The organism is Ruegeria sp. SAZD011, from assembly GCF_059612545.1.
Window position 1 is genome coordinate 91,416 of record NZ_JBXWQU010000027.1, and the last position, 14,661, is coordinate 106,076.

The following is a 14,661-nucleotide window of genomic DNA, read 5'->3' on the forward strand; positions in this document are numbered from 1 at the left end:
CAGATGGGCGAAAACGAGGTGGTTACGGTAAGGCGCGAATGCGATATCGCCTGGGTCGAGATCGACAGCCCGCCGGTCAACGCGACCTCGACCCCGGTGCGTGCCGGGCTGGCCCGTGCGGTGGCCGAGGTGCAGGGCGCCCGCGTCGCGATCCTGACCTGCGCCGGCCGCACCTTTGTCGCCGGTGGCGACATGACCGAGTTCGACCGTCCCGCCGAGGAACCGCATCTGCCCGACGTGGTGCAGATGATCGAGGACAGCGAAACACCCTTTGTCGCAGCGATGCATGGCACCGTTCTGGGCGGCGGGTTCGAGATCGCACTAGCTTGCGCCTGGCGCATCGCCGCGCCGGGAACCAAATTCGGCCTGCCCGAGGTCAATGTGGGCCTGATCCCCGGCGCGGGCGGCACCCAACGCGCGCCGCGACTGATCGGCATGCAGGCAGCCATCGACATGGCCTGTTCCGGCAAGATGCTGGGCGCCGAGCAGATGCTGGCGCTGGGGGGTCTCGACCAGGTTGCAGAGGGCGATTTGCGGGCTGCGGCAAGGGCTTTTGTCAGTAACCTGCCCCCGCGCCCGGAAAAGATCCGGCTGCGGCAGGTGCAGGCGCTGGACAGCGAGGCGCTCGCCGATGCCAGAGACGCCCTGACCAAGGCTGCCAAGGGCCGCGCCGCGCCGCTGCACAACCTCGACGCGTTGCAATGGGCTGCCCTGCCTTTTGACCAGGGCCAGCCGCGCGAACGCGCCCTGCATCTGGAGTTGCGCCAGTCCGACGAAAGCCGCGCCCTGCGCTATGCCTTCTTTGCCGAGCGTCTTGTCGCCCGGCCCGATGCCATCGCGGGGGTCGCCCCGCGCGAGGTGACCCGCGTTGCCATTGTCGGCGGCGGGCTGATGGGCGCCGGAATCGCCATGGCCTGCCTGAGCGGCGGGCTGACGGTCACCGTCATCGAACGCGACGCGGCGGCGGCACAGGCGGCACATGAACGGGTTGCCGGGCTGGTCGCGGCGGGCGTCAAGCGAGGCAAGATCAGCCCCAGCGCCGAGGCCGACATGCTGGCGCGGCTCAGCACCACCGACACCTATGCCGGTGCATCTGATGCTGATCTGGCCATCGAAGCGGTGTTCGAGGATCTGGACGTCAAGCGCGCGGTCTTTGCTGAACTGGCCGCCGTGATGCGGCCCGATGCCATTCTGGCCACCAATACCTCCTACCTCGATCCGCAACTGATCTTTGCCGGTATCCCAAACCCTGCGCGCTGTCTGGGCCTGCATTTCTTCAGCCCCGCGCATGTGATGAAGCTGCTCGAAATCGTCAAAACCCCCGATACCGCGCCCGAGGTGCTGGCCACCGGCTTTGCGCTCGGCAAGCGGCTGCGCAAGGTCTCGGTCCTGTCGGGCATCTGCGACGGGTTCATCGGCAACCGGATGCTGGCCGCCTATCGGTGCGAGGCGGAATACCTGCTGGCCGACGGCGCCCTGCCGCATGAGGTGGACGCCGCGATGCGGGCCGAGGGGCTGCCGATGGGCCCGTTCGAGTTGCAGGACCTGACCGGGCTGCAAATTGCCTGGGCCAACCGCAAGCGGCAGGCCGCCACCCGCGACCCCGCCGAACGCTATGAGCGCATCGCCGATACGCTCTGCGAGATGGATCGTCTGGGCCAGCGCAGCGGCAAGGGTTGGTACCGCTACTCCGAGGGATCGCGTTCCCCGGAACGCGACCCCGAGGTCGAGGCGCTGATCGTCGACTACTCGGCCAAACGGGGCATCACCCGGCGCCCGTTCAGCGCCGAAGAGATCGCCCAGCGCCTGCTTGCGGTGCTCGCCAACGAGGGCGCGCGAATCGTTTCCGAGGGCATCGCCGAGCGCGCCGAGGATGTCGATATGGTGCAACTGCACGGATACGGCTTTCCCCGGCACCGGGGCGGGCCGATGCATCTGGCCCAATCGCAAGGTTGGGAAAAAACCATGGAAATCATGACATTGGTCGCCACAGAAAGCCCCGGCTCGTGGATTCTGGCGACACGGGGAAACCCACCAGCAGAAATCTAACCGCCGTTGATGGTTACAAAAAGGACCATTAACGCATTCTCGACTCACGTTTTCAGGGAGGAGTAAAAACCCATGAAACTGACCAAACTCAACACCCTTCTGGCCTCGGCGGCGATGGCCGTCAGCGGCACCATCGCGATGGCGGCGGATTACACGCTGACCATCTCCAGCTGGGCGCCCCCGACCCATGGCATCAACGCGATGATGTGGCCCAAATTCGTCGAGATGGTCGAAGAGGCCACCGATGGTCAGGTCACCGCCGAGCTGAAGCTGGGCATCGCCCCGCCCCCCGCGCAGATGGACCTGATCCAGGACGGTGCCGCCGATCTGTCGATCATCTTCCACGGCTACCAGCCGGGCCGCTTTGTCACCACCAAGCTGATCGAACTGCCGGGCTATGAGGGGTCGGCCGAGGCCGCTTCGGTCGCCTATTGGCGCGCCTATGACCAGTATCTGAGCAAGGCCGACGAGCATCGCGGCGTCAAGCTGATCGCGCTGCATACACATGGCCCGGCGCAGCTGCACTCGACCGCGCCGGTCACCGACATGGCACAGATCGCGGGCCTCAAGGTGCGCATCCCCGGCGGTGTCGGCGGCGATGTGGGCACCGCTCTGGGCGCCACGGGCATCCAGGTTCCGGCCCCCAAGGTCTATGAAACGCTCGCCTCCAAGGCTGCCGATGGCGTGGTGATGCCGATGGAATCGCGCAAGGGTTTCAAGCTGACCGAGGTTGCCCAGAACGTCTATGAGATGCCCGGCGGCCTCTATCGCGGCTCCTTTGCCTTCATCATGAACGAAGATACCTTTGCCGACCTGCCTGAGGACGTTCAGCAGGCGCTGGAGGAAAAGGTGTTCGGCGAGCCGCTGAGCCGCGAGATCGGCAAGATCTGGGACGAGATCGATGCCATCGGCCGGACCGAGACCGAAGCAACCGCAGGCAACGCGATCAATGCAGCCTCGGCCGCCGATCTTGAGAAATTCGCCACCATCGCCGCCGATGTGCGCGAAAAGGTGATTGCTGAGGTCGCCGCCGCCGGGGTCGACGCCCAGGCCGCTTATGACCTGATCAAATCGGAAATGGCCGCCAACTGAGCCTTTTCACCGGGGCGGCGGTTTTCGCCGCCCCAGCCAGCCCGCCGGAGGAACCCATGACGTCCCTGATCCGGCTTGCCCGCCACGCCAGCTTTGCGCCTGTGCTGGTGGCCTGCCTTGCCCTCTTCATCCTGATGGTGATGACCTTCTGCGACGTGATCCTCAGATCCGTCCTGAACGCGCCCATCGAGGCCGCGACCGAACTGACCCGCATCCTGATGGCGGTGCTGGTGTTCTCGGTCCTGCCCATCATCTCGGTCACCAACGGCCAGATCGCCGTCGACCTGACCGATGGCCTGTTTCATCGCCTGCGGCTGGACCGGATCCGCGACGGGGTGATCCATCTGGTCAGCGGCATCATGCTGTACTGGCCGATGAGCCGAGTCTGGATCCTGGCCGAACGCTCGCGCGATTATGGCGACGTGACCGAGTATCTGGCGATCCCGACCTATATCGTGGGCTGGTTCATCGCCATTTCGGTGGGCATCAGCGCGGTGGCGCTGATCTTGACCGGCCTCTTGCATCTCTTCGCTCCCCGCCTGCTTTCGGAGGCCCTGAAATGACTGCCGCACTGATCGGTTTCGCACTTGTCCTGGTGCTGGTGCTGCTGCGCCTGCCCATCGTCTTTGCCATGGGTCTGGTCGGCACGCTGGGCTTTGCCTATGAGCGCGGCGGCTCGATCCTGGACGAACGCGGGCTCAAGGCCGCGATGTCCATGGTGGGGCGTCAGGTTATGGATACCGCGCAGGATTATGGCCTGAGCGTGGTACCGCTGTTCATCCTGATGGGGCTTTTCGTCAACAAGGGCGGCATGGCGCGCGAGCTTTACGCAGTGTCGAACGCCTTTCTTGGTCATTTCCGGGGTGGCATCGCCATGGCAACGGTTGCCGCCTGTGGTGGCTTCTCGGCCATCTGCGGTTCGTCGCTGGCAACCGCAGCTACAATGTCCAAGGTCGCGATGCCAGAAATGCGCCGATACGGCTATACCGACGAGCTGTCGACCGCCTCCATCGCGGCGGGTGGCACGCTGGGCATTCTGATCCCGCCCTCGGTCATTCTGGTGATCTATGGCCTCTTGACCGAAACCTCGATCGGCAAGCTGTTCATGGCGGGGATCATTCCGGGTGTCCTGGGCATCCTGTTCTACCTCTTCGCCGTGCGCTGGACCGTGTGGCGCAATCCCGCGGCGGGTCCGGCCGGCGAGCGCGCCGGATGGGGCGAGCGATTCCGCGCGCTGGGGTCGGTCTGGGCGGTGCTGTTGCTGTTCTTCCTGGTGATCGGCGGGCTGTATGGTGCCTTCGACTTTCACCCGCTTAACCTGACCTTTTCGCCGACCGAGGCGGCGGGCATGGGTGCAGCAGGCGCGTTCCTGATCGCACTTTTCCGGGGCGGGTTGACGATTGGCTCCACCTTCGAGGTGCTGAAAGAAACCAGCTTTACCGCCGCGTCCCTGTTTTCGGTGCTGATCGGGGCGCAGGTGTTTTCCAACTTCATCAACCTCGCCGGCCTGCCCGAGGCGCTTATCGCCATGGTCACGGCGTACGATGTGGCGCCGTTTGTGGTGATCCTGATGATCCTCGGCATCTACATCATTCTGGGCTGCGTGTTCGAATCGCTGTCGATGCTGCTGCTCACCGTGCCGATCTTCTTTCCGCTGGTCACCTCGCTGGGATACGACCCGATCTGGTTTGGCATCGTCGTGGTGGTGGTGACCGAGATCAGCCTGATCACGCCACCGGTGGGCCTCAATGTGTTCATCCTCAAGGGCGTGGTGGGCGATGTGTCGACCGGCACGATCTTTCGCGGAGTGACCCCGTTCTGGATCGCCGACATCTTCCGCCTGGCGCTGATCGTGCTGGTGCCGGTGGTGGTGCTCTACCTGCCCCAGCAGATGGGCGCGATGGGCCACTGACCCCTGATCCGCCGGGCCGAAAGGTCCGGCGGATTTCGTTTACGCGCGCCACTATGTTGGAATTTTATTGACCGACCGTTCGGTCGCGAATACCATCCCTCACAATTCGCGCCCGGAACCGGCTAGACTGGCGGGCGACAGGAACAGGAGACTGCCATGGCCCTTCAACAGATTTCCAGCTTTGCCGCCGGCCAGTGGGTCGCACCCGGCGCGGGCGCCCGCACCATCGCCTCGGCCATCACCGGCGCGCCGATCGCCAGCGCGGGCAATGACGCGCTCGATGTACTGGCGATGCTCGATCATGCCCGGAACACCGGCGGACCCGCCCTGCGCAAGCTGGGGTTCCATGACCGCGCCCGCATGATCAAGGCGCTGGGTCAGGCGCTGACCGCGCGCAAGGCAGAGCTTTACGCCGCCAGCTTCGACACCGGCGCCACCCAATCCGACCACCTGATCGACATCGACGGCGGCATCGGCACCATGTTCGTCTTCGCCTCCAAAGGGCGGCGCGAGATGCCGGACGGCCAGATCTATCTGGATGGCGAGGTGGAACAGCTGAGCCGCAATGGCACCTTCCTGGGCCAGCACGTCTGCACCCCGCTGCAAGGCGTGGCGGTGCATATCAACGCCTTCAACTTCCCGGTCTGGGGCATGCTGGAGAAGCTGGCCCCTACCCTCTTGGCCGGTGTCCCCTCGATCGTGAAGCCCGCGACCAACAGCTGCTATGTCACCGAACTGGCGGTCAGGATCATGCTGGAGGCCGACATTCTGCCCGCGGGCGCCCTGCAACTGGTTTCGGGCGGCCTTGGCGACATGCTGGATCATCTGGACTGCCAGGATGTGGTCAGTTTCACCGGCTCCGCCGATACCGCTCTGAAACTGCGCTCGAACCCGGTGATCCTGCAAAACGCGGTGCGTTTCGTGGCCGAACAGGACAGCCTCAATGCCTCGATCCTTGGCCCTGATGCGGAACCCGGCACGCCCGAGTTCGACCTCTTCATCAAGGAGGTCGCGCGCGAGATGACCACCAAGGCGGGGCAGAAATGCACCGCGATCCGCCGCATCATCGCGCCGCAGCCGCGTGTCGAGGCGGTGATCGAGGCGCTGAGCGCGCGCCTCGCAAAGACCGTGATCGGCGACCCGCGCGACGAGGCCACCCGCATGGGCGCGCTGGTCTCGGGCGGGCAAAAGGCCGATGTGCTGGCCAAGGCCGCGATCATCGGGCAAGAGGCCGAGCAGGTGTTCACCATGGATCCCGGCCTGTCGGGCGATCTGGCCAACGGCGCATTCGTGCCGCCGATGCTGTTCCACTGCGCCGATCCCGACCACGCCCAGCGCGTGCACGATACCGAAGCCTTCGGCCCGGTCTCGACCGTCATGGGCTATCGCGACATGGATCATGCGGTGGCGCTGGCCAATCGCGGTGGCGGCTCGCTGGTGACCTCGCTGATCACCCATGACGCCGATGTGGCGCGCGATGTGGTGATGGGCGCGGGCGCCTTTCATGGGCGCATCTACATCAACAACCGCGACTCGATGAAGGAATCGACCGGTCACGGCTCCCCCCTGCCCCACATGGTGCATGGTGGCCCGGGCCGCGCCGGCGGTGGCGAGGAAATGGGCGGCGTGCGGGGCGTGAAGCATTACATGCAGCGCACCGCCGTGCAGGGCTCGCCCGAGATGCTGGCGCGGATTGGCGGCAAATGGGTGCCCGGCGCGACCGAGGTCGCAGGCCCCGCGCATCCCTTTACCCGCCGCTATAACGAGCTATCGATTGGCGAGACGCTGCATACCCAGTCGCGCACCGTCACCATGGACGATATCGAACATTTCGCCCATTTCACCGGTGACACATTCTATGCCCATATGGATGACGCCGCCGCCAAGCGGAATCCGTTCTTCCCGGGCCGGGTGGCGCATGGCTATCTCTTGCTCAGCTTCGCCGCCGGTCTGTTCGTCGAGCCGAACGAAGGGCCTGTTCTGGCCAATACCGGGCTGGATGGTCTGCGCTTCATGAAACCGGTTTCGGCCGGGGACAGCATCAAGGTGCGCCTGACAGTCAAGAAAAAGACCCGCCGCACCGACGAATACGGCGAGGTCCGCTGGCATGTGACGCTGACCAACCAGGATGACGAGATGGTCGCGGAATACGAGCTGTTGACCATGAACGCCTATTGAATGCACTGGCCCCCGGTCATGGCTGCCGGGGGCCAGAAAGCGATTCTCATTTATGTCCGGGCGACTTAGACTGTCTGCATGATACGAGATACCTCTTGGTTTGACACGGCCGTCACCCGGCTGACCGACCCGCAGAACCAGCGGGTCTGGTCGATCATCGTCTCGCTCTTCGGTGATCTGGCCCGGCGCAAGGGCGACCGGATCTCGGGCAGCGCACTGACCCGCATCACCCAGCCGATGGGTATCAAGCCCGAAGCGATGCGCGTGGCCCTGCACCGGCTGCGCAAGGACGGCTGGATCGAAAGCAGCCGCGAGGGGCGCAGCTCGGTCCATTACCTGTCCGAGTTTGGCCGCACGCAATCGGACCGGGTGACACCGCGCATCTATACCCGCGCACCCGAGTTGCCCGAGACCTGGCATATCCTGATCGCCGAGGATGGCGGCAGCCTGAACACGCTCAACGACCTGTTGCTGACCGATACCTATACCGGGCTAGGCCGCACCGTGGCGCTGGGGTCGGGGCCGGTGCCGGGCGATTGCGACGATCTGGCCGGGTTCGACGTCACCGCGCGTGCCGTTCCCGGCTGGCTTCAGACCCGGCTCTTTCCCGAGGATCTGGGGGCGGCCTGTCACAGCCTGCAACAGGACTGTGCCGCGTTGCGGGCGGCGGGCATACCGGCGTTTCTGACACCGGTTCAGGTGGCGACGCTGCGGACATTGCTGGTGCATCGCTGGCGGCGGGTGGCGCTGCGCCACCCGGATTTGCCCCTGGCCTTCCAGCCCAGGGGCTGGACCGGGCCTGCCTGCCGCGAACAGGTCTTTGCCCTGCTTGACGCGTTGCCCCTGCCCCGACTGGCCGATCTGAATACCACGGATTGACCCCACGACAAGACTGTGTCCCTGCGACGCGGATCCGCTAGACTTGATCATGGCAAGGAGCGGAGGCCGGACAGAATGGCGACACGCGAAACGGATATGCTCATCGTGGGGGCAGGGTTTTCCGGGCTGATCATGGCGATGGAGGCCCGCAAACGCGGCCTTGCGCGGATCGACATACTGGAAAAGGCCGATGATATCGGCGGCACCTGGCGCGAGAACACCTATCCCGGTGTTGCCTGCGACGTGCCCTCGCATCTCTATTCATTGGCCAGTCACCCGAATCCGGGCTGGTCCACGGCCTATGCGGGTGGCGGCGAAATCCAAAGCTATCTGCAAAAGGTCGCCCGCGACGAGACGCTCTATGACCTCTGCCATTTCGGCCAGACCCTGCGCGCCGCGCGCTGGGACGGCGTGCGCTGGCAGGTCGAGACCGACGAGGGGCAGCATTGGTCGGCGCGGTTCCTGGTCTCGGCCATCGGCGCGCTGCATGTGCCGAACATCCCCGACCTGCCCGGCGCCGACAGCTTTCCCGGCCCGGCTTTTCACTCGGCCCGATGGGATCATGGCGTAGATCTGGCGGGCAAACGGATTGCGGTCGTGGGCACCGGCGCCTCGGCGGTGCAATTCGTGCCCGAAATCGCGCCCAAGGCCGCCCAGGTCAGCATCTTTCAGCGCACACCGCCCTATGTCCTGCCCCGACCGGACGGGCCAATCGCCCCCTGGGTACGGCGGCTATATGCCCGCCTACCGCTGTTGCCACGTATCCGCCGCGCCCTGATCTATGCGGTGTTCGAGTTCCGCCATGCGGTGTTTCGCGGCAAGCCGAGGGCCGTCGATTTCGCCATGCGCATGTGGCAAAAGGCGCTGACCGACGCCATCCCCGACCCCGAGGAACAGGCCAGGCTGACCCCGCCTTATCGCATCGGCTGCAAGCGCATCCTCAGTTCCAACGACTGGTACCCGGCCTTGGCCCGGAAGAATGTCGAGGTGATCCCCCATGGTGTTGCGCGGGTCGAGGGCGACACGCTGATCGCCACCGACGGCACCCGGGTTCAGGCCGACATACTGATCTGGGGCACCGGGTTCCACGTCACCGACGCCGCCGAACGGCTGGACATCACCGGCGCCGACGGGCTGACCATCCGCACAGCCTGGGCCAAGGGCATGTCCGCGCATCTGGGCACTTCGGTTGCAGGTTTTCCCAACTTCTTCGTCCTGCTTGGGCCGCATACCGGGTTGGGCCATAACTCGGTCGTGCTGATGATCGAGGCGCAGGTCGAACATATCGGACGGCTGCTGGACGCCATGCAGAAACAGCACCTTGCCACGATCTCGCCGAAACCACAGGCGCAGGCCGCGTTTGAAGCCGAGATGCAGGAGCGGTTGACAGACTCGGTCTGGCAGGCCGGCGGCTGTTCCTCGTGGTATCAGGACAGCACCGGCCGCAACACCACACTTTGGCCCGGCACGGTTGGCGAATATCGCAAACGCATGGCTGGCGCCGGGATGGAACAATATCTAACCTCGCCCCCGACGCATACCTGATCCCGGAGCTGCCATGTCCACCCTGCTTCTGCTCGTCTGCCTGCCCTTTGCCCTGATTGGCGTGATGCTGGGATTGGGCTGGCTCAGAACGCGGTCGCTGGCGCGGCGGGGCGCGGCGCTGGTACCGCAAGCGGGCGAGGTGCAACCGGTGACCGGCGGCACCATCCACTATGTCGAGGCAGGCGATCCGGCCAAACAGACTCTGGTGCTAATCCACGGGCTGGCCGGGCAGTTGCAGCATTTCACCTATGCGCTGGTTGACCGGCTGGCACAGGATCATCACGTCATCGCGCTGGACCGGCCCGGCTGCGGTTACTCCACCCGTGACGGCGCAGCCCTGGCCGGGTTACCTGAACAGGCCCGGATGATCGGAGAGTTCCTTGATGCGAAGGGGGTCAAGGATCCGGTGCTGGTGGGTCATTCGCTGGGCGGCGCGATTGCGCTGGCCATGGCACTGGACCGCCCGCGAAAGGTGGCCGGGCTGGCGCTGATCTGTCCGCTCACCCATCACATGGCAGGCCCGCCCGCCGTGTTCCGCCCGCTGGAAATCCGCAATACCCGGCTGCGCCACCTGATCGGGGATACGATCGCGGTGCCGATGGCGAACTGGACCGCAGAGCAGACCCTGACCCAGGTCTTTGCCCCCGAGAATTTCCCCGAGGATTTCCTGGACCGGGCCGGTGGTGCGCTGGGGCTCAGGCCACAGGCCTTTGTCACCGCGTCCGAGGACGTGGTGGGCGCAGATGCCAGCATAGCGGCACAGGCACAGCGCTATCGCGAACTCGATGTCCCCGGTGCCATCCTGTTCGGGGCCGAGGACGCGGTACTGCTCCCCACCCAGCATGGTGTTCCGATGAAGAAATTCGGCCTGCGTTGCGAACTGTTGCCCGGGCGCGGCCATATGCTGCCGATCACCGCGCCGGATGAATGCGAGGAGTTCATTCGCGGCGTCTCGATCTCGACCCGGGTGCCTGCCACCCTGCGCGGATGAACAAGCGCGGGGTCAGCTCCGCGCCGCGATATGGGCCTCGACCCGCGCCACCTGTTCCGGGGTGAGCCGCAAACCCAGCTTGGTGCGGCGCCACAGAAAGTCCTCGGCACTGCGCACCCATTCCCGTGACATGGTCCAATCCAGCTCGGACGCGGTGATGGTGGCGCCGAAATCCTCGCCCAGCGCCTCGGCGCTGTCGGCCTTGCCCAGCATCTCTGCCGCCTCGGTGCCATAGGCCCGCACCAGACGTGCGGCCCAGGCCTGCGTCAGGAACGGGTATTGGCGCAGCAGGTCCCCGGTCAGCGTCGCCACCCCGTCGACCGGAAAGTCGCCACCCGGCAGGGCAACACCCGCCGTCCAATTTCCGGAGAGGCCCGGAAAGAAAGGCGCGATCTTGTCCAAAGCCGATTCCGCCAGCCGCCGATAGGTGGTGATCTTGCCGCCAAAGACGTTCAGCACCGGCGCCCCGCCCGCCTGATCGACCTTGAGGACATAATCGCGCGTCGCCGCAGTGGCCGAACTGGCCCCGTCATCATAAAGCGGGCGTACCCCGGAATAGGTCCAGACCACATCCTCGGGCGTCAGCTGTTGCTTGAAATAGTCCGAGGCGAAGCGCAGCAGATAATCCCGCTCACCCTCGGTACAGGTGGGGCTTGTGCCCGGATCCGTATGCTCCTGATCGGTGGTACCGATCAGGGTGAACTCTCCCTCGTAGGGGATCGCGAATATGATCCGCCCATCAGTGCCCTGAAAGAAATAGCAGCGGTCATGATCGAACAGCCGCCGGGTCACGATATGGCTGCCCCGCACCAGTCTCACCCGCTCTGAAGAGTTGAGCCGAAGCGCGCCGTGGATCAGCTCTCCCACCCAGGGACCGCCGGCGTTCACCAACACCCGGGCGCAGAGTTCGCGGGTCTCTCCCGTCAGCGTATCCTCAAGCGTGACAGTCCAGTGATCGGCGCCGCGGGCGGCCGAAACCACCCGTGTCCGCGTCATGATCCGTGCCCCGCGCGCCGCCGCGTCGCGTGCGTTCAGCACGACAAGGCGAGCATCCTCGACCCAGCAGTCGGAGTACTCGTAGGCCTTGCGAAACCGCTCTTGCAAGGGCACCCCAGCCGGGTCGCTGCTCAGGTCCAGCGTCCGGGTGCCGGGCAGGATCTTGCGACCGCCCAGGTGGTCATACATGAACAGGCCCAGCCGGATCAGCCAGGCCGGGCGGCGTCCCTTCATCCAGGGCATGACCGTCGACAACAGCCGCGAGGTGGGCGTGTCATTCTCGAACCGCATGTCGGGGTGATAGGGCAGCACGAAACGCATCGGCCAACTGATATGCGGCATCGCACGCAGCAGCGTCTCGCGCTCGATCAGCGCCTCGCGCACCAGCCGGAACTCGAAATACTCCAGATAGCGCAGCCCGCCATGAAACAACTTGGTCGAGGCCGATGAGGTGGCCCAGGCCAGATCCTTCATCTCGGCCAAGGCCACCGACAACCCCCGCCCCGCCGCATCGCGCGCGATGCCGCAGCCGTTGATCCCGCCACCAATGACGAAAAGGTCATAGACCCGGTTGTCGGTCTCAGTCATCAGTATACTCCGCAATCAGAATTTCGGTCTCTGCCGCTTCGGCACGCCGCAGGAACTCGGCCGGTGGTGCCCGGTCGGTCACCACGTAATCAAGCTCGGCCAGATCGCAGATCCGCACCGGGGCGGCGATGTCGAACTTGGACCCGTCACAGACCAGAATCCGGCTGCGCGCATTGCGCAGGATGGCGCGGGCCACCGACACTTCGCGGGCGTCGAAATCCAGGATCGCGCCGTCGGCATCCATCGCCGAGGCGCCGATGACCGCAAAATCCACCTTGTAGCGCGAGATGAACTCGACCGCATCCTCGCCCACGATGGCGCCATCGCTTTGCCGGACGGCACCGCCGACCAGCACCAGTTCCTTGGACGGCGTGCCGATCAACAGGTTGATGATGTTGATATTGTTGGACAGCACGGTCAGGCCGCGATGCCCGGCCAACGCGCGCGCGACCTGTTCCGTCGAGGTCCCGATATTCAGGGTGACCGAGCTGTCATCGGGGATCAGCGTTGCCGCCAGCGCCCCCATCGCCGCCTTTTGCCCACGGTGCAGCTGCCGGCGCGCACCGTATTCACGGTTCGACACCGTCTCGACCCGCACCGCGCCGCCATGGGTTCGCTTGAGCAGTCCGCGGTCGTGCAGATCGCGCAGATCGGCCCGCACCGTCTGACTGCTGACACCGAAATCCTGGGTGAGTTCGTCGACCCCAACCCGCTCCTGCTGGCGCAGCTTCTGCAATATCTCATGCTGTCGTGCTTCCGCGTCCATGACTCGCGCCTCCTGTATCGGTCGTTATAGACTCGGCCCAGGAAACTGTCACTCACTTTGCTTTCATATTTCTTCGGTTTATCGACTTATGAAACCATTCATGCGCAATTTCGCAAGACTCCAATTCTCTCGACGGAAGGTTGCCACCGACGCCGGAACAGACGTTCCAGCGTAACAGCATACCTCTTCAGACGACGCGCAAGGGCCGAGCAGAGAAATCAGCGTGACACCGGGTCCGCTGCGTCGCCGAATACTGATCAAGTCGGAAAATGGCAGGGGCAGCAGGGTTCGAACCCGCGACCTACGGTTTTGGAGACCGTCGCTCTACCAACTGAGCTATACCCCTATCGTGGCGATGGAGATATGCCACCGATGCGGCGGACTCAAGCCCCTTTTCGCCAATCAGGCGCAAAAAGACAGCAGGGAAAGGCGTTGCACCGCCGCGCCCGTCGGGTATGACAGAACCGGTCCAAACCGAAGGAGGCGCCATGAGCCTGCGCAAGAAGATCGCCGACAGCGAAGCAGTGCTGAATTGGGTCGCCCGACGGATCGCATCCTATATCCGCCTGATCCATCGCAACACCAAATGGCAGCGGATCGGCTATGAGGAACTGGATCAATTGGCGGCTGCGGGGGAACCGGTGATCGTGGTGCTATGGCACCAGCGACTGGCGCAATCGCCCTATTTCTTTCCGCTCGACAAGGGGAGGATCTGTTCGATTACTTCCGCCGCGCGTGCAGGCAGCATGGTGGGCCGGGTACAGAAACTCTTCGGCATGGATACCATCGCCATGTCCAGCCACAAACGCCATGTGGCCCTCTCGCGCGAAGTGCTGGGCAAGATGAAGGACGGAATTTCCATCGGGATTGCAGCAGACGGCCCGCGCGGGCCGGAACGGGTTTCGTCCACTGTCCCGCTGATCTGGGCGCGCAGTTCAGGAAAGCGGGTGTTCGGTATTACATATTCTGTCCGGCACGGACGCGAGATGAGGAGTTGGGACCGGCTGCTGCTACCGCGCCCCTGGCGCAACGAAGGTGTGTTCTTGTGTCGGGAATGGCACGATCCGGTGCCGCGCAAGGCATCGGAAGAAGAGATCGAGACACTGCGCCAGAGCCTGGAACGTCATATGAACGAGATAACGGAAGAAGCTGACCTTATGGTCGGGCGGAGCCCGTGGTCTCCGTCTGCCTGACCCAAGCGAAGTATGACCTCGGGACTGCCTGGTCCGGCGCTTGTTGCCGACGGTCAGAACGATCCTGCCGAGGGTGCAACGGATCAGTGCAGCTTGTTCACACGGTTCTGCATCATAGCGCAAAGGGCTATCGACCGGTAAACGGCTCCCATAATCTTGGCGGGATTGGTTTTGCTGAGGAACGGCATTCGTCTCACTCCCTGTCTTGATTGACACAGACAGATTGACCCCACGTAATGATTCTGTCTGTGACCCAGTTCACCGCGATCGAAAACGGCGCACTGCGTGGCGGCCTGCGAGATTATTCGTCGAATAATCTCGGTTATCGGATCGTTTGTGGACATGAAAAAGGCCGCTCCGGGGGAGCGGCCTTTTCTGTTTGTCGCCCTTGTTGTGCTTGGCAGATTTTCCTGCGGAAAATCTCCTCGAGCAACCAGGCGTGTCTCGGGACCACCGATTACTCGATGATCTT

General features: G+C 64.3%; 12 protein-coding genes and 1 tRNA gene. 10 read left to right on the top strand and 3 right to left on the bottom strand.

The window, feature by feature from the left end; all coding sequences use genetic code 11:
* Positions 1 to 3: 3 nt before the first annotated feature.
* From AC2FLM_RS15015 to AC2FLM_RS15050, 8 genes are all read left to right on the top strand, one after another.
* Positions 4 to 2,049 carry an FAD-dependent oxidoreductase gene (locus AC2FLM_RS15015; protein ID WP_496858982.1) on the top strand — a complete coding sequence of 682 codons (2,046 nt, stop codon included), beginning with the start codon at positions 4 to 6 and terminating at the stop codon, positions 2,047 to 2,049.
* A 72-nt stretch (positions 2,050 to 2,121) separates the two neighbouring features.
* Positions 2,122 to 3,141 carry a TRAP transporter substrate-binding protein gene (locus AC2FLM_RS15020; protein WP_496858983.1) on the top strand — a complete coding sequence of 340 codons (1,020 nt, stop codon included), beginning with the start codon at positions 2,122 to 2,124 and terminating at the stop codon, positions 3,139 to 3,141.
* A 56-nt stretch (positions 3,142 to 3,197) separates the two neighbouring features.
* Entirely contained in the window at positions 3,198 to 3,704 is a 507-nt protein-coding gene (locus tag AC2FLM_RS15025; RefSeq protein ID WP_234221620.1) for a TRAP transporter small permease, read from the top strand.
* Positions 3,701 to 5,053 carry a TRAP transporter large permease gene (locus AC2FLM_RS15030; protein ID WP_496858984.1) on the top strand — a complete coding sequence of 451 codons (1,353 nt, stop codon included), beginning with the start codon at positions 3,701 to 3,703 and terminating at the stop codon, positions 5,051 to 5,053. Before AC2FLM_RS15025 ends, AC2FLM_RS15030 begins: the two co-directional genes overlap by 4 nt.
* Positions 5,054 to 5,209: 156 nt before the next feature.
* Positions 5,210 to 7,231, top strand: coding sequence for a phenylacetic acid degradation bifunctional protein PaaZ (paaZ, locus tag AC2FLM_RS15035; RefSeq protein ID WP_496858985.1), 2,022 nt, complete (start codon positions 5,210 to 5,212; stop codon positions 7,229 to 7,231).
* 78 nt (positions 7,232 to 7,309) lie between these two features.
* Positions 7,310 to 8,110 carry a PaaX family transcriptional regulator C-terminal domain-containing protein gene (locus tag AC2FLM_RS15040; RefSeq protein WP_496858986.1) on the top strand — a complete coding sequence of 267 codons (801 nt, stop codon included), beginning with the start codon at positions 7,310 to 7,312 and terminating at the stop codon, positions 8,108 to 8,110.
* Between the two features lie 75 nt (positions 8,111 to 8,185).
* Positions 8,186 to 9,655, top strand: coding sequence for a flavin-containing monooxygenase (locus AC2FLM_RS15045; protein ID WP_496858987.1), 1,470 nt, complete (start codon positions 8,186 to 8,188; stop codon positions 9,653 to 9,655).
* Between the two features lie 13 nt (positions 9,656 to 9,668).
* The gene (locus AC2FLM_RS15050) at positions 9,669 to 10,646 is read left to right on the top strand and encodes an alpha/beta hydrolase (RefSeq protein WP_496858988.1); all 978 of its coding nucleotides are present in this window, start codon (positions 9,669 to 9,671) and stop codon (positions 10,644 to 10,646) included.
* Positions 10,647 to 10,658: 12 nt separating this feature from the next.
* Here AC2FLM_RS15050 and glpD read toward each other — a convergent pair whose 3' ends face one another.
* From glpD to AC2FLM_RS15065, 3 genes are all read right to left on the bottom strand, one after another.
* Entirely contained in the window at positions 10,659 to 12,230 is a 1,572-nt protein-coding gene (gene glpD, locus AC2FLM_RS15055) for a glycerol-3-phosphate dehydrogenase (RefSeq protein WP_234221627.1), read from the bottom strand.
* Positions 12,223 to 12,996, bottom strand: coding sequence for a DeoR/GlpR family DNA-binding transcription regulator (locus AC2FLM_RS15060; RefSeq protein ID WP_234140112.1), 774 nt, complete (start codon positions 12,994 to 12,996; stop codon positions 12,223 to 12,225). The genes glpD and AC2FLM_RS15060 overlap by 8 nt, the downstream gene beginning before the upstream one ends.
* A 270-nt stretch (positions 12,997 to 13,266) precedes the next feature.
* Positions 13,267 to 13,342: transfer RNA gene (locus AC2FLM_RS15065), tRNA-Trp, on the bottom strand.
* A gap of 142 nt (positions 13,343 to 13,484) precedes the next feature.
* Between AC2FLM_RS15065 and AC2FLM_RS15070 the strand changes: the two genes are divergently transcribed.
* Together AC2FLM_RS15070 and AC2FLM_RS15075 are read left to right on the top strand one after the other, a co-directional pair.
* On the top strand, positions 13,485 to 14,189 hold the full coding sequence (locus AC2FLM_RS15070; protein WP_234222186.1) for a lysophospholipid acyltransferase family protein: 705 nt from the start codon (positions 13,485 to 13,487) through the stop codon (positions 14,187 to 14,189).
* Between the two features lie 248 nt (positions 14,190 to 14,437).
* The coding region (locus AC2FLM_RS15075; RefSeq protein WP_496858989.1) for a hypothetical protein at positions 14,438 to 14,661 on the top strand (224 nt) is incomplete at its 3' end.

Excerpts from the sequence above, each read along its gene's own strand:
- AC2FLM_RS15015 (WP_496858982.1), top strand. The coding sequence starts at position 4 with ATGGGCGAAAACGAGGTGGTTACGGTAAGGCGCGAATGCGATATCGCC.
- AC2FLM_RS15020 (WP_496858983.1), top strand. The coding sequence starts at position 2,122 with ATGAAACTGACCAAACTCAACACCCTTCTGGCCTCGGCGGCGATGGCC.
- AC2FLM_RS15025 (WP_234221620.1), top strand. The coding sequence starts at position 3,198 with ATGACGTCCCTGATCCGGCTTGCCCGCCACGCCAGCTTTGCGCCTGTG.
- AC2FLM_RS15030 (WP_496858984.1), top strand. The coding sequence starts at position 3,701 with ATGACTGCCGCACTGATCGGTTTCGCACTTGTCCTGGTGCTGGTGCTG.
- paaZ (WP_496858985.1), top strand. The coding sequence starts at position 5,210 with ATGGCCCTTCAACAGATTTCCAGCTTTGCCGCCGGCCAGTGGGTCGCA.
- AC2FLM_RS15040 (WP_496858986.1), top strand. The coding sequence starts at position 7,310 with ATGATACGAGATACCTCTTGGTTTGACACGGCCGTCACCCGGCTGACC.
- AC2FLM_RS15045 (WP_496858987.1), top strand. The coding sequence starts at position 8,186 with ATGGCGACACGCGAAACGGATATGCTCATCGTGGGGGCAGGGTTTTCC.
- AC2FLM_RS15050 (WP_496858988.1), top strand. The coding sequence starts at position 9,669 with ATGTCCACCCTGCTTCTGCTCGTCTGCCTGCCCTTTGCCCTGATTGGC.
- glpD (WP_234221627.1), bottom strand. The coding sequence starts at position 12,230 with ATGACTGAGACCGACAACCGGGTCTATGACCTTTTCGTCATTGGTGGC.
- AC2FLM_RS15060 (WP_234140112.1), bottom strand. The coding sequence starts at position 12,996 with ATGGACGCGGAAGCACGACAGCATGAGATATTGCAGAAGCTGCGCCAG.
- AC2FLM_RS15070 (WP_234222186.1), top strand. The coding sequence starts at position 13,485 with ATGAGCCTGCGCAAGAAGATCGCCGACAGCGAAGCAGTGCTGAATTGG.